Consider the following 24,427-nt stretch of genomic DNA (forward strand, 5'->3'; position numbering starts at 1 on the left):
GATTTTCTTTTGTGAAAATCAAACATTTTACACGTTTTTCTCCTGATAAACTTGTTTGTTTTTTTAATAAGCTCTCAAGTTCTTTTAAATCCTCTCTTATATTGAATTTGCTTTGTCTTCCCATGCTTCAAAGATAATAAAGCGGCACTATATACTCAAATTGGTATTATTACCGGTGGTTTAGCCAAGGTCCTTCTAAGCGCGCTGTGGAGCGTAGTTTGTTTGCAGATTTAATTAAGACGGAATTTGATGCAAGTCATGCTACTTATGGATCTACCCGCATTACAGAGCGGTTGAAACGCAAACACTATAAAATCTCAAGACGCAGGGTAGCCAAAATAATGAGAGAAAATGGTTTGGTCAGTAAATACAAAAAGAAGTTTAAAGTCACTACTGACAGCGATTATAGTTATCCCGTATGTAGGAATTTACTGGACCGCAACTTTAGGTCAAATAAATTAAACCAAGCCTGGGTATCAGATATTACCTATATCAAAACTCAAAAAGGATGGTTGTACTTAACCACTATCATGGATTTATACGATAGGCAAATCATCGGTTGGTCATTAAGTACAAGTTTATATACCCAGAAAACTATTATTCCGGCCTGGAGAATGGCTATAGGGAAAAGAAAAATAACACAACCGGTACTTTTCCATTCTGATAGGGGCATACAATATGCTTCCAGGGAATTTAGAAAGCTGTTAAAGACCAATTCTTTCATCTCTCAATCGATGAGCAGGAAAGCCAATTGCTGGGATAACGCTGTAGCAGAATCCTTCTTCAAAACCTTGAAAACAGAATTAGTATATGGCAATACGTTCGAATCTATTGAGGATGCTAAATCAAAAGTCTTTGAATGGATAGAAATATGGTATAACAAAAAGCGGTTGCATTCTTCATTGGGATACAAAACCCCTTATGAGATGGAACAGGAATTTTATCAGAAAATTAATCTTGCGGCATAGTCTTTAAAAAATTGTCCGACTTTTTGTTGCAAGTCCAATAATTGTTAGTCAATTGCCTGTAGCTAATTGGTTTGACGTGATCAGTGAAGCAACAATTGCTGATGCTATTTTGGACCGGCTGGTTCATACATCATATCGCGTTGAATTAAAAGGAGAAAGTTTAAGAAGAAAAATGTAATTTTGTCAGACATCGGTCATTCCGAAACCTAAAATCAGAGGGGGGCAATATCACCGGAATGAGGGGCAACATCACCGGAATTTCCACGAACTTAATCGATTCAAATCGTCACGCTCAAAAAAGCCGCGTAAAGTATAGATTTACAATTGTTTCAAAGAACGTTATTTAATTTTTAGTGGACATTAATGAGCTAATGTAACAAATTACGCCAAAAGGAATTACTATAAAGAAATCAAGTCTTTTAAGTTTTAAAAAAAACATAGTAATTGCAGCAATGGAAGAATATATTTCCAATTCTGTAATTATGGTTTTTTTGATTTCAAGTTTTTTCATTCCAATTCGGTTTTGTGTCGGTCTGTTTTAATTTGTGAAAAGGTTACACGTGTCAGCAGCTGGGTTCTTATTTCTCTTTTTTACTAATCCATTTTTTTTAACGTAAACAACACTCATTAAGAAAAAGAATATTATACATAGCCATGCAAAATAATTTCCTAAAACTGAATAAACCGTTTTTTGTCCTTTTACAGGCACATCTGAATATAAAATTACTTCGTCTGTCTTAAAAAAGTCGTTGAACGATATAAGCTGTCCCTTATAATTAAAGGAAGCAGAAAATCCTTTGAATGTTGACCTAACCAAGTTAAAACCATTTTCAATCCCCCTTACTGATGCAACATAGGTATGATAAGGAGAAATCTCATCCCAATCACTACCTGGCACTAACATAATGTCGATATCCATTTTACCAGTTTGATTTATCAAAAAAGGGAAATCCATATCGAAGCAAATAGCTGAACCAATTCTTCCATAAGGCGAATCAAAATATTTTATAACTCCATCTCCATAGTCACATTCGCCCGGATAAGTCGGCTTTGCTTTATGATATGTAAATAATATTTCTCCTGTTGGAGAAATCCAAATTATTTTGTTTTCAGGATTTTCATTGGAGTTTTTTTTAGGTATTACATGCATTGGAGTTCCAATGTAAATACTGTCTCGTAATGCAATTGTTTTAGCTTTTTCGATGAAGTCATTTTCTTTATTAACGGGCAAACTGATGATTGTTTCTCGTCCAAATATTATTTTAGCACCTGAAGAAGCTGCTGTTTCACAATTTTCTAAAAATCCTTGGTTTGCCTTTTCAACTAAAGAGTCAAAATTTGTTGTCATGCGATGATAATACTCTGTTTTAGTGCTGTTTATTGAAGCTATTCTTACAGTTGGTGAATCAATGGTTGTTGACAATTTTATTTGCCCCCATAAAATTATTGCGAGAAAAGGAATACCAAATTTCCAAAACGCTGAATAAACTTTATTTTTCTCAAAATGATTGTCCCAAAGCCAATTTATAATTGATGCCGTCCACGTAATTAAAAATATTACTCCCCAAATGCCAGTAATTGAGACAAGCTGTAATAAAGGCAATGAAGATTGGGTGTGAACCAAAGTTCCGTATGACCCAGAAGGATTGGTCAATATGTTAATATAATCCATTATCACATAAACAGACGGAAATATGAATGTCGAAACGATTCCCTTAAATTTTTGAGTGTAAATTCGGTCTAACAAAAATGTCAGCGAAGTAAATACGCTCATCATAAAAGAAACCAAGTAGTAGAAAAACCCAGACATAGGCAACATTCCCTTCCAGACGAATATGTTTGACACCCAACCCGCAAGAACAATTATCAGAAATCCTATGAATGGTTTTTGAAACCGTAAAAAGCGAATGAGAAATATCGGTGCGACAAAAGCAGCAATTGGTAAAATCCACTTGCCGTTAAAAAAGAAAAGGAAAATAAATCCAATCAATAAATAGATGTAAGAAATTTTAATTCTTTTTTTATTTAAAATTTTTTTATTACTCATTTTATTCATCTGTCAGTTTAGATTTAAGTTTTAGATTGATGCACTTTCAACTTCCGACTAACGTCAAACTTACAAGTCATAAAATCAGTTAGTTGTAAATCTGAGTTGTTCAGGTTTTATTTCAAATTTAGTTATTTGTTTTTTTAATCTCTTTACCAAACCCAATCTTCTTTTTTCGTCGAGGAACATATATTGAGTTGGTGAATTATAGTTTTGTCCTTTTACAAGCATATTTCAAATTATTATTGCAGGCTTTCTGACAGTAGCATTAATGGCAGTTGGCCGTCCTTTTTTGTAATTGATTCTTTTAAAGAAATCAGTAAGGTGCTCATCTTTTAAATTTCAATTACATTAGCCGCATTACGTAAGGCAATTTTTAATCTGCTGCAACCTTTTGGGATGTGATGACTTAACACCTTTCCTTCGATAATTTTATTATTAGAAGCTAACCTGAGCCATGCCGTAAATTGTTTTCCGGATTTAAACTTCCTGATACCAGTCAGTCTTATTTCGCTGATTAGTGTCATTATTGTTGCATCACATACTTGGAAAGCCAATTGCTTGGATAATGCAGTGGCAGAATCCTTCTTTAAAACCTTGAAAACAGAATTAGTATATGGCAATAAGTTCGAATCTATTGAGCAGGCTAAATCAAAAATCTTTGAATGGATAGAAATATGGTATAACAAAAGGCGATTGCATTCTTCATTGGGGTACAAAACTCCTTATGAGGTGGAACAGGAATTTTAACTGAAAATTAATAATGCCGCATAGTCTTTAAAAAATTGTCCGACTTTTTGTTGCAAGTCCAGATAGCACTGAGTACACCCTCACGGGCAAGAATCTTGTTGTAATGAGGGATTGAACTGTGCTGTCGTTGGCTATTCTATTGTTTAAGCCAAAAACTCTTTCCCAAAAAACATTTTTCGTTCTTTGAACAAAACAACAATGGATACGATTAACAAAATACCCGTTTGTATCACTTTACTATCGGGGTGAGTGGCGAACAACTCGTTTGAAATGTTTGCCGAAAGATGAAATAAAATGGTAATCAGTATATTGCGATTTGTCTTCAAATAGAGCCAGTTCATCAGGATGACAAAAACAAACAGGCTGAGTATGAAATTGAGGGAATAGAGCCAGCCTTCTTCCACGATATTACTGTGATAGTAGCCTTCTATAAAAGAAAGGGGTAAATGCCAGAATACCCAGTAAATCGCGAATACAATAGAGCTGGTAAACAGCTTGAACTTACGGAGTAATGTGTCAGTGCCGTATGAGTGCCACGCCAATTCTTCAACAACTGGGGCAAAAATTAGGATAAACCAGGGCGAGAATAAAACGGACGTAAACTTCGGATGCCCGGAAATGAAAAACTGGTCTATGCTGTGCCCAAACAAGACAGAAGTGAGTTGCGCCATTATTATTGACACAAATATGAGCAGGACAGAAAATGCCGTGTAAAGCGGGTTAAAGCCTTTCATACGGAAAATCCGCGTTTTCAGGTCGGAAAGCAATTCGCGGTCCGATAAAAACAGGTAGGCGGCTACAAATACCGGGGCAACCAAGCCCAAAATTCCCAAAATGCCCTGCATTATCGCTAAATAACGATTACTGACGGCTAAGCGGCTAATGTACGCGGCGGCGAACCATAGTACCCAGGGAATAAATAAGGATAATCCATAAAACAGGATAGGTTTGTTATATTTTTCTATCATTTTAATTTTCATTTTTTGTGAATGTTATTTTTAATATTACCTCCAATATTTTTTGCAATAATTAAGGTTAAAATTCTATCTTATAGCTTATTACAGGAAGCGTATAAACCGTTGAAGCCCTTACAAAATCTTTTTCCTTATAATTATATTCGTATTTGTCGTATTGCGCTTCGCCAAGCAGATTGTTGATTTGCAGCGAGAAAACGCTCGAATACCGGGCTTTATTGATACGGTATGTTACCGTGAGGTTGACGAATTTGCTTATCCCGTCTTGTTCGGAAAAAGCGTTTGGCTCGTCATAAACAGGGAATCCGGCTGCCAGCGATGCAGCTTTATTGAGCGGGGTATAGTATTCGCCACCGGAAATAACGCCGCGTAAATTAACCCCCAACAGGTTGTTGTTTTTCCCGATTGAAAACTCTTTTCCTGCCAGAAAATTTGCCACAAAATGCTTGTTATAACGGGTATCGCGCCATACGCCATCGTCGGCTTTGTACTTTGAGTCGAATGCCGAAGCGGTGAACAAATAGTAGAAATTATTTTTAAGAAAACGCTCTAAGGTAATGTCTATTCCCAGGTTTGTAGCTACGCTGTTGTTGGCAAGCACCGACTGAAACGTTAAATCCTGTTTGAAATTTATCATAGAAAATGAGCTTCCTTCAATTCCCGGGACATTATAAAGGTATTGATAATATGGCTCAATTTTCAGGCGAAGGTTTTCATTGATACGATAATTATAGCCGAGTACAAAATGGTGCGCGTGCGAAAAATCAAGTTCCTGATTGGTGTAATTCATTTGTCCGTTAGCCTCTGTTTTTATAAAATAAACGTTCAAATCTTCCAACTGGCTGTGTTTGCCGTAGCCAAGGCTGATTGACTGCGATGGCGAAAAATCCCAGTTTACAGCGAAACGCGGGTCTATGGCAAACTTTCCGGTGAGCGCAAAATATTCAGCCTGCACGCCGGCGTTAAAACTTAGCGCATCGCTCAGGTAATATTTCATTTGTGTAAATGCTTGAATATGATAGCTTTTCCCTGATTTATTCACATAATTGCGGTACGTGTCGGGGTTCTCACTTTCAGTTCCGTTCAAATTATATTTATACAACAAGGTGTTCAGGTTAAAACCGCTACGTGTATTTAGGCGCGGGTTAAACTTGTGATTTACAAAGCTGTTCAGGCTGATTTTCCCGGTATTCAGGTTTAAATCCATATCGTTTTGCAACGCCAGTGTATCGTTGAGCCTTTGCTGAACAAGTTCTTTAAAGTTTCCGGTGGCTGCCACGCTTGTGTGGATATATGTTTTGAAACTAAGGGAATATTTATTGTTGAAGCCAACAGCGCCGAATGATTCGTCCCAACGGTTTTTAATCCTGTCGTAATCCGTTTCCCATTGGGTAGAATCCGATTCTTCACCGTCTATCATATAGTCAATGCCGCCCATTCCCCAAAATGTAAAAACACCTGCTTTTGGAGTTGGAAATACGAGTTTGAATGATAAGTCCTGATAAATGGGGGTTTGGTCGGTAGGGATTATACTGAGTTTTGACAGCAGCCCCAAAGTTGAATAACGGTAATTGAACAAATAAGACGATTTTCCACCTTTTTTGAAAGGACCTTCTGCCGAAAAATCAAGCCCCATTACGCCTGCCTGAATGGTTTTTTCGTGTTTTTCATTGTTCCCCTGACGAAGTTTTATATCGAACACGCCGCCAAGCACGTTGCCATATTCGGCAGGAAAAGCACCGGTATAAAAATCGGAATTGCTAAGCATTTGACTGCTGATAATGGACGTGAAACTGCCCCCGGCTACATTACCGCCCGAAAAGTGCCCCGGGTTTACCACGTCCACACCCTCGATACGCCACAAGACGGTTTTGGGCGGATTACCCCGTATAACAATGGCATTATCCTGCGTATTTCCGCCGGAAGAAACCCCGGCAAAAGCAGTAACTAAACGTGCGGGGTCATCAATTCCGCCCGCGTAACGGCGGGTTTCTTCTACATTAAAAGAGCGGGCGCTCACGGAAGCCATGCTGTTCATCGGCTTGCTTTTGTCGGCGTGGGCTTTTATTACTACCTCTCCAAGCCCGATAACCGACTCGGTCATTTCAATATTCAGCACCACTTCTTTTCCGCTCCCTACAAGCACTTCGGGAAGTGTAATTGTTGCATAGCCGACACTTCTTATTTCTAAATTATACCGTCCTAACGGAACATTTTCAATCCGAAAATCGCCTTCGCTATTGGTAGTTGTGCCCAATAAAGGATTTGTTCCACTTATCATAACGGTAGAACCCGGCAAGGGCGTTTGGCTTATTTTATCCAGTATGCTTCCTCTGACAGTTTGTGTCAGATTTTGAGATTTTACGTCGATCGAAATGACGACTAAAAAAACGATTAAATAACATGTAAGACATTTCATACTTTTTGCATATTAAAATTTCGTGCAAAAGTAATGTCCATACACAGGCAAATCGTCCAGGCATATAGGGGCGGACAAGTTTGTTGTTCGGTTTTATGGGATAGGACGAATGGGAGTTCAAATTACTATTTGTTTTCCCTGATAAATTGCGAGGGCGTTATTCCGGTGTGTTTTTTAAAAGCTAAGTTGAAAGAAGATTTGGAGTTGAAGCCTGAATCGAAGGCAATGGCAAGAATGTTTAAACGCCGGTTTTCAGATAGCGTGGCGCGTTTTTTAAATTCGTGTATCCTGTATTGGTTTACAAAATCGTAAAAATTTTGTTCCCTGTACTGGTTGATAATCTGCGAAAGATAATTGGGAGAGGTACTCAACTCCTCGGACAGTAAATTCAAGGTGAGTTTGGGTTCAAGATAGGGTTTCTTGTCGTCCATTAATTGCAACAATTGCTGGTGAATCTGTTCGGCTTCTCCTTTTTTTAGTCCCGATTTTCGATATTCTGCTGGTTTTTTTGTGTCGTCGTCGGTGTTTGCAATCGAGGCTGTCCTCTTTTTATCGTCCGAAAAAATACTTTCGTGCCGAATTCCAAAATACCCCACGAAAAATACAAACAGGATTATTTCCGAGAAATAAATAAAATCGACATTAAACGAAAATTGAATGCTTAATATATACTGTAGGAAAGAAAAAATGCCTACGGTCGCAAATATAAGCCCAATGCCGCTAATGCAATAGCGCAACCAGTGGAGGCTGATTTTTTCGTCGAACGAAAAGTTATCGTGAACGAGTTTTTCGTATTTTCCAATCAGGCGATAAGCCAATACCGCGTAAGCTATTCCCGAAATAATGAACCCTGCCAACGAAATGAGCATAAATACCCGATAATCATTTGTTTGCCCGTGGTCAATCATTCTTTTTTGTTCTGTTGTATAAAAAAAGAAATAGGGAACCATATAGAGATATGCTAAAAAGGCGGGGAGAAAATGGGCGTAATGTTTTAGCCTGAAACGCGGCTCTTTTTGCAATGAAAAAACCACGTACAGGTACAGCAAAGGCCCGTGCAAAAACGGAAAGGGATGGGTAATCCCAATCAAATGCGGGTATTTTTCCCAAAAGCCAAGGCTATACAGGCAGTAGCTGAAAAGGTGAAGCCCGATCACCAACATCCATACAGTCAGGATTTTGTCGGGGAGTATCTTATTATTTTTCAAAAAAAGGAGTAATGATAGAAAAAGCGACAGAAATATGCCTATGATAAAAAGGGTGTTCATTTTAATTTTTAACTACTTTACAAGGCACAAAGGTACAATAAATCGGAAAGCCATTTAGTATTTCAGTTTTATTAACCGTTCTTTTGAGACGGATTTTCTGAATTGATTATAAATTGTTTTTTATCAGCTGTGTGCGTAGGCAAAAACTGCACTCTTTTACAAATTTTGGTTGGTGTGTTAGCCGATGCTATTTGCAAATGAGTGCGATGAGGGAGGGGGCTTTTTTTGACAGTCTGACGGCTGGTGTAAGTTTAGTAGCGGATTTACGTGCGGTAATCCGTCCAAAAGGAACGGATAATTGGGTGGGAATCCAGTGTTGGTATACCCACCGAACAAGACATATGATTCTGATTATGTGTTTGGAAAAAAGTAAATTGCAGAAATAATTTCGCGGACAGGTAACGATTTAGAAATGAGCGAATTTCTGTTTATTTCTTCTTTTTGTTCAATATAACAAAGAGTGACTTTTGATTATAAAGGTACGAGATTCTCCAATTTGTTTGATTGATTTAATAAATTTCTAATTTTTTTTTAATCGAATGATTACTGATTTTATCATAATTTACGTTATACTGTTTTAATACGTAAAACGGAACGTGTAAGTATTTGTGTGTCTCTACAACATGACGTGCACAAAAGGCCATAATTTATTTTTCTCTATTTTTTGAAAAGAAAGCAAATAAAAAAAGGTTTTGAAGTTTGATTCCAAAACCTTTTATAATAATCCGGGGCATATATGTTAGCGGGTTAGCAGAACCCGGAAACATTGTATTTTATTGTCAATATTTACTTTCAGGATGTATGTCCCTTTTGAAAGCGAAGAGAAGTTAACCAGTTCAGTTTGCGATGCCAGCTTACGGATAGCTAATTTTTGCCCGTTTAAACTATATATTTCGTAATATGAACCTCGTTCAGGAATTTTATCTGATTTTATATATACAATTCCATCTGTTGGGTTTGGATAAACCTTAACATTTTCTGAAATGCCTCCTACAACTTGATTTCCCGTATTAAAATTAACGGATACAGAAATCTCATGGCTAATCGCGGGGGAACCTTCGTTGTCCTGTGTATACAGCGTGAAATTGAATTTCTTTCCACCCCTGTCACTTTCGCCCTTTTCCGGAGTTCCGCTTAACAATGCATTTCCATTTCCGTAGTCAGTCAGGCTTAACCAGGATGGCAAATCATCCGACCAAATCTGTAATTTATCATCAACATTCGGATCATTTACTTTTACCAGGTAACTAAATTCGTCGCCAGCGTTTATTGAAGTATCCGGTATTTGAACAAATACGGGGAAATAATTCACGTGAAGGTTAAAATTCTGAATTACCGGAGCTGCAATAATACTATCGGTTGCCCATACTTTCACATTAAAATCTTCTTCAGTAAAATCAAATCCGGAAGAAACAGAACCTGAAAGAATACCGGTCCCATTTTCGCCGTCTGTAAAATTCAACCAGTCGGGTGTATTCTGTATACTTAAATAAACCCTGTCATTTTTGTCATCATCGATAGCCACGATGTTGTAAATGTAAGTTTGATCTTCCTGCATTATCAATTCCGGAGCGGATATAAAATAAGGAACATTATCGTTAACTACCGTCAACTCAAACGTTGTTTCGTCGGTAAGGTTATTTTGGTCTTTCACCCTCACTGTAAGCAATGAAGTTCCTTCATAATTTAATTCCGGTTCAACCAACAGATATGTTTGACCATCCTCTGAAACAACCGAAGTGGAAAGATCCGTTTCATTTGTATTGCCAATTGTCCATGCCAATTGTTCCGGATTAGAATCTGCATCATCCACATTTAAAAGGATTTTTGCATTCTGGTTCATCCTTACAAACTGAGCTGCAATTGGCTGGACAGAAGGAGCCACTTCCCGTGCAATAATATTCACCACAATTGTCCCTTCTGCTGTGTTGCCGTTTCCATCGGAAAAACTGAACCCAATTTTGTCAACGCCATCTTCATTATCCAAAGGTTGATATTCACACTGATAGGTTGTAAGAATATTTCCGTTGTAATTTTTCAGTCCAACATTTGAGATAAGCCCCTTTTCCGGTTCGCCGGTAATTTCTCCACTGAGTTTTTTGAACGGGTACTGTGTATTTACACCAAGAAGCTCAATGGATGCGGCCTGTGCGAAATAAACATCGATGGTATCGTTCAGAACCAAAACAGGAGGACGGACAGCTGCGCTTTTTGTTGTTGGAAGGTTATATATCCTTACAACATCGGTGGAAGAGTTGTCTTCTCCGTCGCTAACTTTGTAAACAATATAATCATAATCATTAACCGGTTCAGGGTTATTGTATTGAAAAACGTTGTTGCCCTGAGCAGTCAACTCCCCTCCAAACAAACAGGGATTTTTATTGTCAAAGGTTGCAAATTTGACTTCTAAATCGCCTGCCGGTGTTTCAACATCAAAAATGGATGGTTTAAAATCAACTTCTACGACGTTATTTTGATTAGCATCAAGTTCTACTATCGCAGCTTCCGGAATATCATTAACCGGTTCTACTGTAACGTGAATAACACCCGATCCGGAATATTCCCCAAATTCATCTTTTACCTGAATAATCAAAGAGTCCTCGCCAAAATAGTTTTCTTCGGGCAGATAGGAGAATCGCCCCAAAGAAAAATCGTAATTACCAGCATGAAGAGGCTTTTTAATTACTGAAGGCGTTAATTTATATACAGGATCGTGATCATCTTCACAACTTAGAACAAACTCGCCAGGCTCATCTTCCCGGACTACAAAACTCATGGGGTTAATAACAGGCGCTTTGTTGTCTTTAACAATGGTTACCTTAACCGTATCTCTTACCGGCGGGTTGATTTCGTCATCAACGGTAAGAATAAAAGAAAGGATACTTTCAGAGTCAACAAGAGGCGCTTCAGCGTAAGCGATAAGTTGGTTGCTGTTTCTCATTTCAAAGACCTCTTCCGATGTCCATGAAATAATTAAACTATTATCGGCAAGTTCTGAATCCACCTGTCCGATTAACCGAATAGTTGTTCCTTCAGAAACGGGAAAATCTTCTCCCGCGTAAACAAGCGGTGCCTTAACAACTTGTTTTACAGTAATGTTTACAGTATCAGGGGCAGAATCGTACTTCCCGTCATTAACCATTAATACAAACTTAAATGTTGAGTCTTTACTTACTTCGGGCGCAGTAAAAACAGGTTTGGCCACGGTGTTCAAATTTAATGCTATACCTTCCGGGGCCAGCCAGCTATAACTAATTGGACTTTGGTCGGCATCGGTTGATCCGGAACCGTCGAGCGTTACCTGTGTGTTTTCATTTACGGTTTGATCTTTCCCTGCATCGGCCAACGGAACATTTGCGTTGGCATCAGTATGCAATACAACAGAAACGGTTTCGCCAGGTGTAAACGGAACCGCTGAAATATCCTGCCTCGTTTCAGAATCAACAAACTGGACTGTTACATCGGCATACGACTCGTCGTTTTCTTTGTCCCAAAATCTAAATGAAACAGAATTCCCCATTTTATAGCCATTTCCCGAACCGTCGTCGGCTGAAGCTATTATCTCAAGAGCATACGTGGTAGAAACCGGTTCTCTTATAACACCGGCGCCTACGCAAAGATCTCCGTCAAATATCCCGATTTCATCACCTTCACTTAAAGATTCCCCGTCAATTTTTGCTGAAACCACCCTGATATTCATCAGGTCTGTTCCATTTCCTGACCAAACAGGGGCAAAGTGTGTTTCCTCAATAGCCCCCGCCTGCTGTGTTACGGTTATTGGCTGTGGCTCAACCTCATTCGACAGCACTTCAACTGTAGCTGTCCGTTCTGTCGAATTGGGATTATCAGTGGCGGTAAGGGTGATTGTTCCTGTTCCTTCAGAAGATTCCGGGCTAACCGTTAACCACGGTTCAGAGGAGCTAACATTCCATGATATATTTGAAACAACATCGATAGAAACAGAGCCTCCATTTCCCGGAATACTTGCCGTGTTTGATGAAAGGTCGATGTACGGGATTTCATTAATGTTGAAAAAGTCTTTCCATTGATCGGCATTCCGGTAAGCGCTTTGTGAACCGGAGGGAACAGTTAAAATGCAGGTATTTTTATCCACCCCGGCAAAAACCGAACTTCCTAATTTCACAGGTGTATCGGCATAGCAGTAAATTGAACTCAACTGGTCACATCCATTAAATGCATCTGTGTCGATAAGAGCCAACCCTGAAGGAAGGATAACCGAAGTTAACCTGGAACGATAAAAGCAGCCTGCCCCGATTGATGTAACCGATGACGGAAGCTCTACAGAGGTTAGACCGCTTTGGGCAAATGCCCCCTCTCCGATAGTGGTCACAGATGACGGTATACTAACTGAATTTAAGCTGGTACACCCTCCAAAACAACTGTTTTCAATCTTTTGAATTTGGGCAAGTATATTTACCGATTCAAGAAATTGACAATTAGAAAAACAATTATTGCCCATTGATTCAACCGAAGAAGGAATGGTAACAGATGTCAGGCCGGAGCCGTAAAAGCAATATTGCCCGATAGAAGTAAATGAATCCGGGATTTCTATTGTTGTTAAACTTTCACAGTTATAAAAACACCCGTCTCCCAGGGAATTAGCCTGAGGTAAGGTAACCGTGGTTAAAACCCGGCATCCATAAAACGCATTTTTCCTAATATCGGTAACCGAAGAAGGAAGAGTAATTTTATTTAATACAAGATTCGAATAAAAGGCAAAGTCAGGTACAGCATCGGCCGGATACTCTGTGATATTTGGTCTTGGCCCTTCCGTACCACTATAGGCCACAACGGTTGCCTCGCTTAAATCAAGCAAAATAAGCACTGACATTTCCTGTGACATAATTCTAAAGTCGCGGGCATCGATATTCCCTGTTACTTTAAGGTTGGTAATTGTCTCTTTTTCACCGGCGCTAAGTAAAGAACCAAGCGTCCCGGCGGTCTCTACATTTACCGTCACTAATTGTTGTCCCAATTGGGTTACGGTGATAACATGAGAAGCAAATCCTTCCGCTATAATGGTTACATGCCCGATACGGTCTGTGTCGCCTGTATTTTCCGTAACCTCATAGTGAAGGTAGCCTTCAACAATATTTGGTGTTACTGTTAACCAATCCACATCTGACCATGCATTCCATGCAACATTCGCAAATACTTCTTTATAATCATAGTTAACAGGTTGATCTATCGGAGTAAAAGTTATTTCGTACCCACCAAGAGCATTTCCTATATCATCGATATAAGAAAATTCATCCCATTCAATTGCATCCTGATAAGCCTGTACAGCCTCAGCAGGAACAAAAAGTGTGCATTGCGATTTAGTGACTTCCTCAAAAACCGGCGAATCTAACACGGCGGGCTCCGAAGAATGAACATAAATGGATCTTAACCCGGAGCAACCTTCAAAAGCGCCCATTCCGATTGAAGTTACTGTTGAAGGAATATTTATTGACGATAAGTTTTGACATCCCTGGAAAGCAGATCTTCCAATGGTTGTAACCGATGGGCTCAAGGTAACTGAAGTCAGCCATAGTCTCTCTGCAAAAGCTGCATCGCCAATGGAAACCAAATTGAACGGAAGGATTACATTTGTAATTTCATAACATGTGTTAAAAGCCAGAGGCGGGAGTTCATTTGCCGGATAATTTTCTATAGCTGAGTACGTGCCTTCAGTTCCGTTATATTCGACTATATTTGCCCTTCTTAAATCTACTTCTTTGAGAAATTGTGGTAGCACAACAAAATCACGGGCATCGATGTTTCCTATTATCGTAAGTTTAACCAAATCGTCGATTGGAAAATCCGCCAAAAGCGAAGCTAGTGTTCCTGCAACATCTACCTGAATAGTTAGTTCTGTAATTTTCCCGGCCTGGATAACCGTTATCACTTTGGAAACGGCATCATCTGCCGACGATACTTTTATTTTCCCCGTTCTGGGTTCTGTCCCGGAGTTCGCCTGGGCGTTGATGGTTAATTGTGTATTATTATTCCCTCCCGACGGACTAAATGTTAGCCAGCTATCCCCGGTACCCACATACCATGCTGTGTTGGTTTCCAACTCAACCTGCTTTTGTCCCGATTTTTCAAACCTGATTGTATCAGCCGAAAGCGTAAAACCTGGCATCTCTTGCATATATACGAATTCCTTCCATTGTAAAGCTTCTTCGTAAAGCGACATAGAACCAAACGGAACAAATAATGTACAGGAAGAGATATTTACTCCCGAGAAAGTGTAATTTTCAAGATTTGCCGGTTGAGTGGGATAAGCATAAAGTGAAGTCAGGTTTCCACATCCTTCAAAAGCGCCTTCATTGATAGTTACAACCGAACCAGGAATACTTAAAGACACTAAACTTGTACAGGCCTGAAGAGCATAAGCATCGATAGTTGTCACCGATTTGGGAAGAAGCAGGGAAAGCAATGTGTTTTTATTATAAAATGCTCTTTCGGGAATTACATTTGAGGGATAGTTTGACATACTAACCCCGGTTCCTTCCGTTCCATTGTATGCCATAATTGTGGCTTCACTTAGATCTACTTCAGTAAGACCGGCCATTTCATCACGCATGGTTTTAAAATCGCGGGCATCGATATTTCCTGTTACTGTAAATTTAGCCACTTTGTTTTTTTGAGCTGTTGTTAGCAACGAGGATAATGTTCCGGCTGTATTAACTGCGATTGTTAATTCTTTTTGTCCTGTCTGGGCTACTTTTATCACCTGTGGTTCCACGCCTTCGGCTGAAACCGTAATTTGTCCCAAACGGCCGTCATCCGCAGTATTTTCTGTAACTTCACATTGAATATAATTTTCTGCTGTATTTGTGGTCACAATCATCCAGTCGGTATTGGAACTTGCAGACCAGGCGATATTGGCCGATACTTCAATTTTAAGGGTCTGAGCAGACGAATTAATCGTTACCGAATCACCCTCAGAGAAGTAAAATTCCGACATTTCTTCAATATTGGCAAATTCACTCCAGTACTCCGTCTCCTGATAGTTGCTCTTCAAACCCGGAAGAACATATAGCGTTCCCGAAGCTGTGGTGTTCTCTGAAAAGCTATAAGGAGAATCTAAAGCAGGCGGCAGCTGAGAATAAACATAAACCGCTTCCAGTTTTTCACATCCACTAAAAGCTTCTTCAATTGTAGCTACAGAAGCCGGAATTGTTACTGTATTCAGGTTCTCACAATATCTGAAGGCTCCATATTTAATAGTGGTAACAGAACCGGGGATATCTACACTGGTTAATCCATAACAAGAATCAAATGCTTTTCTCCCAATTGAAATTAATGAGTTGGAGAGTTTTACTGATAGTAATCCCTCACAATTTGAAAAAGCTCCCTCGCCCATGTTAATAACAGAATTTGGAATGGTTATGCCAGTTAATCCGGAACAAAACTCAAACGCCCAATCGCCTATTGACCTTACTGAACCGGGAATACTAATACTGGTTAAGCCGGAACAACCGTTTATTGCATCTTTCCCGATTGAAGTAATTGAATTGGGCAAAACAAGCGAGGTTAAATTACTGCTGCCGTCAAGGGCAGCTTCGGGAATTTCATTTTCATAATAGACATCTGTATTATAGCTTGTCCCTTCTGAGCCTGAATATGCTAGTATATTGACACCACTCAAATCCAGTTCTTTTAATTCCGGCATATCATCGCGCATGGTTTTAAAATCCCGGGCATTGATGTTACCGGTTACTGTAAGACTGGTAACGCTGCTTTTTTCATCATTTGTTAGCAGCGTACTGAGGTTACCTGCTGTTTGAACAATTATCGTTTTGGCTATTTGTGCCTGCAATATAGATGAGAAAAGCACGCAAAGAGAAAAAATAATAATTCGTTTCATATTGATTTTTTTTAAACTGTTTCTTATGATTTTTGTCAAATTTATTTCTGTTTACAGACTTGGTATTTTAATGTTGAAGCTGTTGATAAAAGCAGGGTTTTGGTCAGTTCCCCGGAATATAACAAGGTATTTCATCATAAATGCGTCTGTAATTCATGTTTGTTTATACTTTCTCATGAGCTTCTATCGTCCCTAATTTTCCAATACTTGTATATTTTATTGTCTTTTCTCCGGTTATCGAGATTTTCCACTCCCGTTCCTGTTTCAGTAACTTTTGAATTTCCTGAAGATCGGAGAAATCAAGCCCCATCTCCGATTCAGACAAACCGGTTTCATATGTGGTTAACTGCCCGTCCTGATTTTGTTCCAGAACAAGATGTTCCTTTTCCAATGTGATTTTCATTCGATGACTTTTGGTTTTACCACAAAATTAAATTGAAAAAAATTGTAAAAGAGAGCTGTAAAAAAGCCTTTGCAGACCGGAAGAAAGTTTCCGCAGACGGATGGTCGGAAATGATTTACAGAAGGTAAAAAAATACTTTATAATCCCATTTTTTCCCTGAATTCCTTCAGGCTACGGCGCGACATCTGCACGCGGACCTCAAAATTACCTTTTTTCAAGATACAGTCTTTATTGTATATGGCCAGTTCTTTTAAGTACCGGGTGTTAATAATCAATTCTCGCTTTATCTGAAAAAAATCGGATGGGGGAAGTTGTTCCAGCAAGTGTGCCAATGTATAATTTATGGGCAGGATAAGTTTGTCATTTTCACCAAAAACAATTTCAATACGTTTGGTTTGCGCATTGCGCCAAAAATAAACAATATCGGCAGCGTTCACCGAACGGTACCCTGTATTTGAAGGCAGAAACAATTGTTTCCCTCCGGAGATGTAATTTAGAATGTAGTCAAGTTTTTGAAGCTGTTCGTCTTTTTCAAAAGCTGCCAAAGCCTTATCTACTGCGTTATGAAGTTCTATTTCGTCAGCTGGTTTTAAAATATAATCCAGAGCCCCTTCTTTTAAAGCCTTAAGAACAAATTTATCGTGCCCGGTAACAAAAATAATGTAAGGTGTTTTTTCCAAATTGTTTTTTAACCAGTAAAGCAGGTCGAAGCCATTTTTTTCAGGCATTTCGATATCAAGAAATAATACATCCGGTATATTTTTCTTAATTTGTTTTATTGCCTCCTCAAAAGACTGAGCTGTTGCTTTTAATTCAATGGAAGAAATTTTTTGCAACTTTTTAGTCAGGTCTTTTGCTGCAGAAGCGCTGTCATCAACGATAATTGCTTTAATTGTATTCATTGTAAAGTATATTGGTAGTTTTTAGGAATTTCAATAGTTACTTTTGTTCCGACAGGTTCAGAGGCTTCTCCGGCAAGGTCGGTTATTTTCCATTTCATTGAATCTCTGTTGAGTGCATTCAAATGATCGGTTATTTTTTCCAGAATAAAAAATCCCATACCTGTTCCGCCGGTCCTCATTTTCCGGGCTTTTTCCCTGCCAATTCCATTGTCGGTAATTTCAATACACAAACTATTTCTAATAAAGTAGCTTCTGATGTTTAGAAAACGGTCGCCACTTTTATTTAATAAGCCGTGTTTTATTGCGTTTTCAACAAATAACTGGATAATCATGGAAGGCACATTAATTTCAAGGGCTTCTTCCGAAACTTTTATTTGGTAAGAAAACGTTGTTTCCAATGCCATTTTTCTCACCTCAATATAATTTTTCACAAATTCAAGTTCCTTTCGCAAAGAAACCATGATAGAATCGGTGTGTGTGTAGGTATATACCACCAGTCTGGAAATGGAATCGAGCAAATGCAAAGATGCCTGTCTTTCACCGGTTTCAACAAGTTGGCGGAGATCGAGAAACAGATTTGCAACCAAATGTGGCGACAAACGATTCCGTATAAGCATAAGTTGCATTTGCAGCGTCGATTTTTCATGTTCCTCAGCCATAATTCTTTTCTGTGCCTCAAAAAGCTGTTTTTCTTTTTTCCTCCGGTAAGCCAGTGCCCAAAACAGGAGTAAAAGAAAAATGAACACAATAGACGCAACAAGAATAATGCGGTAATTATGGTTCCTGGAAATTAAAAGTTCCTGCTCCTTTTTAGCCAACTGCCGTTCTTTCACCGATGTCATCAGGCGACTTTCCAATTCATTGATTCGCCATGATGTTAAGTTATCTTTCAGGCTATCTTGTAGGGTTTGGTATTTTTCCAGGTAATCCAACGCCTGCTTTGTTGCGTTCTGCTTCTTTTTTATTTCATAACTTCGCTTGTAAAAATCGGTAAGCAACGACGGGTCTACAATTGTATTTTTCAAAACCCCTTCCGCCTTTTTCTGATAGCTGTTACATAACCTTTGCTCATTCTTTTTAGAACAAACATAAGCCATTAAGTTATAAGCCTGGAATTGCCCCAATTCAAAACCCAGTTTATCAAAAAGTGGAATAGCCTCTCTTAATTGAATTTCAGCATCAGCATATTTTTTCTGCTTAATTAATATTTCACCTTTGTTGCATTGTATAATTGCCGCCAGATAACCAATATTTTGTTTTGTTGCTTCATTCTGCGCCATATCGAAATAAACGATGGCAGAATCATATTCTTCCTTGTAATTATACATTCGGCCAATGTCGTTGTAAAGATTAGGGCGGGCATACATATCTGTCACTGAATCCAAAACAGAAAGCGCTATTTGAAAATATTTCTTAGCATAATGAAAATTTTTATAATCGACCATAACTGTTGCAATGTAATCGGCGCATCCCAACTTACCCTCATAATCGTTACTTTTATCATAAATCTGAAATGCATCGTTAATATATTCCAGCCCCTGTTCCACCTGTCCGGTTCTGATATACACCAATCCTAAATTCTGAAAAAAATAAGAGCGGAATGGTTCGTTTGGCCGATTATCGGTAAGGGACAATGATCTTTTAAACAAACCGATACATTCCGAATAGTTGTATTGTGCTGACCTAAGTGCCCCCAGGTTACTACATGCACGGGCAACATAAAATGAGTCGGTACCGGTTTGGGGTACTATATGAGGAAGAAGCATAGCAACCGTATCGCTGTAGTTCCTCGAACCGGCAAAATCGCCCAGCCTACGCGCCAACAGAACTTGTCTGTCGTAATAGGCAAGCCATAATACAGAGTCGGTTTTCGTTTTTAGTTCTTTCTGAAGAACAGTTAGATAGCAAATAGCAGAATCTATTTGATTGGCTATGGTTAACGAATCAATCTTTTCTAAGATTTCTTTTTTCTCATTCTCAGAAAAAACATAGAATGGGACAAACAACACACAACAAAGAATACATATTAGGCGGCTCATTTGGAAATCATTTTGTTTTTCTACAATATTAACATGTTTTCAATTCCATTATTTCTACATTACTTTTTAAAAACAATTATATAACCAGCACATAACGTTTTGGTAAGATTACAGGTGGTAGTCCCCAAACTATCCAGATTTATAATATAAATCAAATCAAGAATAAACATTCATTCTAAGTAGAAAGTATATTGCTGCGATATCATTTCATAACAGAAAGAGAGGATGTCTACATAATGATAAGACAGTATAATTCATTAAAAAATATCCTGTAAAAATGTCTGTACGGCTGATATCAGTACTTTTGCTTCAATTCTTATTTCTTTCCAAAAGAATGCCTGACTCCCCACATATATCTGAGATTAATTCTACTTTAACAGATTAAAAAATCTTTGGACCAAAGGATTAATTGTTTATAAATCAGTATAATAAATGTTATGTTTAGATACAATAGAGAAACAAACAAGGAGATCACTAAATTGGTTAGTACAAGTTAGAAATAGCGATAGATATGGAGAAACACTACACCCTATGCTGGGTCGGTTTGATTCTTATTTGTCTGACTACAAGGAGTTTTTCAAGAAAAGAATGAAACGTTTTTTTCGATAAAGCATAAATTTACTGCCAGGGGATTTTTATGAGTGAACTTAGTAACATTGAAAGGATAAGCGAAGAGATGTTTGCCAATTACCATCAAATGCAACATTTCATAACCGAATCCACCTGGGATTACAGGGCATTGATGGATCGGATCAAGTATCCAAAGATGTAAGCAATAGTCTGCCCCCAAAAGAAATTGACAGGCCTGATTATTGATGAAAGTGGTTGGGAAAAGAAAGGGGACAAAAGCGTAGGTGTAAGCGCTCAATATTGTGGCAATGCAGGAAAAATATGCAACTCACAGAGCCGTATTCGGAGCATTGAGCAATGGGGATTTTGCCTCTATGGCAGATGCTCGGTTGTTTTTACCGGAATCCTGGTGCAATAACGATTCCCGTTGTCAGGAAGCTGGCATCCCAAGGGGGGGCAGGGTTTTTAAACCCAAATGGGAAATTGCTGTTGATATTATCGGCCACCAAAAAGAATTGGGGGTTGACTTTGATTATGTTGGTGCAGATGGTTATTATGAGCATAGAACTTGCAGAATCCACTGATAGTATGGGGCTTGTCTATATGCTTGATATTCATTCCAATTTAATTGTTTATTTGGAAAAATGTGAGATAGGTATCCCACCCTTTACCGGTAAAAGCCGCAAACCGGTCAAAGAAAAACCTTTATCAGAAGGCATCAGGGGAGACAGGTATATGTCAGGGCTTTACGACAAAGATTGTCAGCTTATAGATGTACGCAACACAACAAAAGGCAAATTAATTGCCAATTATCATTTTCGTACGGTGTACCTTTGGGATAAAGTGAACAACCGTATGTTGCGCCGCTTGTTGGTAATACGCCGAAATCAAACGTCCAAAGGTGATTACGAGTATAAATACTCTTTCACCAATGCCAATTTGGGACAATACACAGGGAAAGGTGTTGCTTATATGCAGGCACAACGTTTCTTTGTGGAATATTGCATCAAGGAAAACAAACAAATTTTGGGTATGGACAAATATCAGACACGCAAGTGGTTGGCATGGCACCATCAAATAGCCCTTAATTTTTTGCTGTCAACTTTTGTCCTAAAGGAGAAACTGTTATGCTTTGACAATATCCCCTTATTATCGGCCCGTGATATTAAGCAGTGGATCATTTTCAAGCTATACCGGCAGATGTCGGAAGATGATATGATTCATCAAATGTTTGAACGGCATTGCCGAGGGCAAAACGATATAAACTTAGCTCATGATAAACAATCGGAAATCTGTTAAAGTAGACAATTATAAAAATAGCTGTCTGATTATAATTCGTCAAACCGAAAAAATACAATAGTCTATTGATAATCAGATTATAATAAATTCCAGTTCGTTTCTAAAACAGCAAACAAATAAGTAATTTAGTAAAAAGCTTGCAGATATGGTTGGCAAACAAGACAAAGCACCGCAGTTGAGTATTTTTGACACTCCGCTAAAGAGGTTCATCAACTTAAAGCATGAACTGTGTATTTTACCAGAACAAATAAATTTGGATTCAATCGAGAAAGAATTTTCTGTTTACTATTCAGAAACAGGACATCCATCCGTTCCTATTCGCAGGACCGTTGGGCTATTGTTGTTAAAACATATTTATAACTTAAGCAATGATGCCATGGTTGAAATATCGAAACGTTATCAGATACATTTTTTAGAGATTGGTATAATAATAATCATGTTCATTTTTTGTTACAGAGCTTTCCTACGTATAGTTGTACCCAAATAATTACGATAATAAAAATCATAACAGCTAAGGAGGTATTCCGTCAATACCCAGAAGTGAAGAAGCAACTTTAGGGTGGGGGAGTTGGATAGATGGATACTTTGTTCATTTAGTAAGCCGATGTGGAGATGAAACAACAATATCAAAATACGTCAAAGAACAAAGGATCGAGAAAGAATATAAGATGCTCCATAAAGGTAGTCAACTAACTATATGGTAGGTTATTAAGAACTGTATGAATAGATAATTTGATCTCGAGTCTATTCGGGAGGTTCTTATGTGGGGAATTTGCTTAAAATCGGATATTTAATTACATTCATCCTTTTCTGTCATTTAAAGGATTGACAAAAAAATACGGTTTACCGCGAAGGAGTTTTAGTCCAAGTTTTTTATGTTGCCGCACAAATAATGTGTTGGACTTTTATTATTCGATACGCCGATAATTTGGGTATTAATAAAGAACAGTACAAATGTATAACATCGTGATAATAATTTAATTTCCAAAATAAAAGCTTTTATATAGTAGTGATATAATTTATGTCAAGTACCCGTTTCGGTTCCATCAATTTCAACTTTTATTTTGCCCGTTTTTTTAAAGTCCAATGAAAATAATTTAAAAGCACCATCTATTTTCTTTCATTTGTAATAAAAGACATCTTTCATTATAGTGAAAGATATGTTATATTTGCAATGAGAGATATGTTATATAAAGGTTAGAGATATGATCAGACAAGAAGAAATAGCTTTAGTTATAGATTCACAGAGAGATACCTTTTTGAACCAGGACCCTGGTTTAATACGCGATGTTCTTTCTGAAATTCCTGTAGTAGATTCGTTTGCCACTATAATAACCGGAATCCGTCGTTGTGGTAAAAGCACTTTGCTTTTACAATTACTTCAACGGGATTACCAGGATGCTGTTTACCTGAATTTTGATGATATCCGTCTTTCCGGTTTTGAAACAGGAGACTTTACACGTCTCCACCGGGAAATTGAAAAGAGGGGATTAAAAGTAATCTTCTTTGATGAGATACAAATCATTGAAGAATGGGAAAAATATATCAATCAACTTTTACGGGAAGGTTACAAGGTATTCATAACTGGCTCCAATGCTTCCATGCTGAGCGTTGAATTGGGGACCCACCTGACCGGAAGGCATTTGTCTATGGAGCTGTTTCCATTCTCCTATTTGGAGTTCATCCGGTTTAAAGAAATTGATAATGCTGATAATGCTATTATGGATTATCTTAAAACAGGGGGGATACCTGAATATGTCAGGAATGGGATACCTGTTGTTTTAAATAGTCTTGTTGATGATATATTAATGAGGGATATAGCAGTCAGGCATTCTGTTCGCGACGTAGTTTCTCTGCGTCAGTTGACAGCATTCCTGGTAACGAATATCGGAAACCTTGTTTCGGCAAATAGGTTGGTTGGGATGTTTGATATAAAATCTCCGGCTACCTTTTTGGAATATTTTTCATTTCTGAAAGATGCTTACTTGTTTGAATTTATACCCATGTTTAGCCATTCCCTGAAGGTACAGGCCCGTAACCCCAAAAAAGTATATGTTATGGATACAGGGATTTATACGGAAAACTCAATATCGACAAGTGACAATATGGGAAGACGCTTGGAGAATCTTGTGTTCTTGCATTTACGCCGGAAGTATAAACATATTTTCTATTACAAAAACCGGGGCGAATGTGATTTTATCACCATGGAAAAGAACGCAGTAAAAGAAGTTGTACAGGTATGTTTAACCATAAACGATGAAAACTTTGCCAGGGAATACAATGGTCTGCTGGAAGCTATGCAGAATATTGGTATAGAAGAAGGAAGTATCGTGACCTTTAACCAGAGTGATACATTTGAAAAAGAGGGTATGATTATTAAGATGTTCCCTGTACGTGAATTTCTTGAAAAATAGGAGTTTGGCTGACAATAGAACCGATATGGTAGAATGAAAATACCATTAACGATGGATTGGATTCCTTATTAACGCAGGAAATAATAAGAAATTAAGAGAACACCAAATTCTGATATGATATAAATATCAGATATTAGAATAAATATGAATTACCAAATTCTCATAAATGAGAATACCTTCAAAATACTAACAGTTTTATTGTATCAAATGATATGATTTTGTACATTTGAAGTTATATTAACTCATTTCAAACTGATTCAAATAAAATCAATTTTCAGGTGAGTTAAACGGTGAGTTTTTTCTGAAATATTATTGATATTGAATTGATAATAATATACTTACAGGTAGCCGGTTTCATCCTGCTACCCCGACTTTAAGGGAATTCAAAGGATATCAAAAGTCTGCAAACGCCAGTGTTTGTGGGCTTTTTTGATTTTTTAACATATCATTTTAGACCATTAAAAACCAGTTCCCACGTGAACTAAAAGGTGACCTAAA

At 38.1% G+C, this 24,427-nt stretch carries 15 protein-coding genes and 2 pseudogenes; 8 read left to right on the forward strand and 9 right to left on the reverse strand.

What is annotated here, in order from left to right:
• Positions 1-149 precede the first annotated feature (149 nt).
• Entirely contained in the window at positions 150-968 is an 819-nt protein-coding gene (locus K5G00_RS27165) for an IS3 family transposase (protein WP_317235572.1), read from the forward strand.
• A gap of 40 nt (positions 969-1,008) precedes the next feature.
• On the forward strand, positions 1,009-1,146 hold the full coding sequence (locus K5G00_RS27170; RefSeq protein ID WP_394800882.1) for an ATP-binding protein: 138 nt from the start codon (positions 1,009-1,011) through the stop codon (positions 1,144-1,146).
• A gap of 165 nt (positions 1,147-1,311) precedes the next feature.
• Here the strand turns inward: K5G00_RS27170 and K5G00_RS27175 are convergent, their stop codons facing one another.
• Complete coding sequence (locus K5G00_RS27175) at positions 1,312-1,479, reverse strand: hypothetical protein (protein WP_238769643.1); 168 nt, start codon at positions 1,477-1,479, stop codon at positions 1,312-1,314.
• A gap of 27 nt (positions 1,480-1,506) precedes the next feature.
• The gene (locus tag K5G00_RS27180; protein WP_238769644.1) at positions 1,507-3,015 is read right to left on the reverse strand and encodes a nitrilase-related carbon-nitrogen hydrolase; all 1,509 of its coding nucleotides are present in this window, start codon (positions 3,013-3,015) and stop codon (positions 1,507-1,509) included.
• A gap of 528 nt (positions 3,016-3,543) precedes the next feature.
• On the opposite strand from K5G00_RS27180, the pseudogene K5G00_RS27185 reads away from it, so the two are divergent.
• Positions 3,544-3,765: pseudogene (locus tag K5G00_RS27185) on the forward strand (transposase); the annotation flags it as partial.
• Between the two features lie 143 nt (positions 3,766-3,908).
• On the opposite strand, the gene K5G00_RS27190 reads toward K5G00_RS27185, so the two are convergent.
• The 7 genes from K5G00_RS27190 to K5G00_RS27220 all read right to left on the reverse strand — a co-directional run bounded on the left by K5G00_RS27190 (position 3,909) and on the right by K5G00_RS27220 (position 19,646).
• Positions 3,909-4,745, reverse strand: coding sequence for a CPBP family intramembrane glutamic endopeptidase (locus tag K5G00_RS27190; protein WP_238769645.1), 837 nt, complete (start codon positions 4,743-4,745; stop codon positions 3,909-3,911).
• A 55-nt stretch (positions 4,746-4,800) separates the two neighbouring features.
• Entirely contained in the window at positions 4,801-7,158 is a 2,358-nt protein-coding gene (locus K5G00_RS27195) for a TonB-dependent receptor (protein WP_238769646.1), read from the reverse strand.
• A 125-nt stretch (positions 7,159-7,283) separates the two neighbouring features.
• A complete protein-coding gene (locus K5G00_RS27200) occupies positions 7,284-8,426 on the reverse strand; it encodes an AraC family transcriptional regulator (RefSeq protein WP_238769647.1) in 1,143 nt (380 codons plus the stop codon).
• Positions 8,427-9,165: 739 nt separating this feature from the next.
• Positions 9,166-16,302 (reverse strand): leucine-rich repeat protein, encoded by a 7,137-nt coding sequence (locus K5G00_RS27205; protein ID WP_238769648.1) that lies wholly within the window; start codon positions 16,300-16,302, stop codon positions 9,166-9,168.
• Between the two features lie 163 nt (positions 16,303-16,465).
• Positions 16,466-16,705, reverse strand: coding sequence for a hypothetical protein (locus K5G00_RS27210; protein WP_238769649.1), 240 nt, complete (start codon positions 16,703-16,705; stop codon positions 16,466-16,468).
• A 137-nt stretch (positions 16,706-16,842) separates the two neighbouring features.
• Positions 16,843-17,607: a LytR/AlgR family response regulator transcription factor gene (locus K5G00_RS27215; protein ID WP_238769650.1), complete on the reverse strand. Its 765-nt coding sequence runs from the start codon at positions 17,605-17,607 to the stop codon at positions 16,843-16,845.
• Positions 17,604-19,646 carry a tetratricopeptide repeat-containing sensor histidine kinase gene (locus K5G00_RS27220; RefSeq protein ID WP_238769651.1) on the reverse strand — a complete coding sequence of 681 codons (2,043 nt, stop codon included), beginning with the start codon at positions 19,644-19,646 and terminating at the stop codon, positions 17,604-17,606. The genes K5G00_RS27215 and K5G00_RS27220 overlap by 4 nt, the downstream gene beginning before the upstream one ends.
• A gap of 796 nt (positions 19,647-20,442) precedes the next feature.
• Between K5G00_RS27220 and K5G00_RS30275 the strand changes: the two are divergent.
• From K5G00_RS30275 to K5G00_RS27235, 5 genes and pseudogenes are all read left to right on the forward strand, one after another.
• A pseudogene (locus K5G00_RS30275) lies at positions 20,443-20,496 on the forward strand (hypothetical protein); the annotation flags it as partial.
• A gap of 28 nt (positions 20,497-20,524) precedes the next feature.
• Entirely contained in the window at positions 20,525-20,800 is a 276-nt protein-coding gene (locus K5G00_RS29905; protein ID WP_394800881.1) for a transposase, read from the forward strand.
• On the forward strand, positions 20,772-21,515 hold the full coding sequence (locus K5G00_RS27230; RefSeq protein ID WP_238769652.1) for a hypothetical protein: 744 nt from the start codon (positions 20,772-20,774) through the stop codon (positions 21,513-21,515). Before K5G00_RS29905 ends, K5G00_RS27230 begins: the two co-directional genes overlap by 29 nt.
• A gap of 387 nt (positions 21,516-21,902) precedes the next feature.
• The gene (locus K5G00_RS30280) at positions 21,903-22,073 is read left to right on the forward strand and encodes a transposase (RefSeq protein ID WP_394800883.1); all 171 of its coding nucleotides are present in this window, start codon (positions 21,903-21,905) and stop codon (positions 22,071-22,073) included.
• A 647-nt stretch (positions 22,074-22,720) separates the two neighbouring features.
• Positions 22,721-23,929 (forward strand): ATP-binding protein, encoded by a 1,209-nt coding sequence (locus tag K5G00_RS27235; RefSeq protein ID WP_238769653.1) that lies wholly within the window; start codon positions 22,721-22,723, stop codon positions 23,927-23,929.
• Positions 23,930-24,427 lie beyond the last annotated feature (498 nt).

Origin of the sequence: Maribellus maritimus (assembly GCF_022267315.1) — a bacterium.
In the GTDB taxonomy this organism is placed as follows: Bacteria; Bacteroidota; Bacteroidia; order Bacteroidales; family Prolixibacteraceae; genus Draconibacterium; species Draconibacterium maritimum.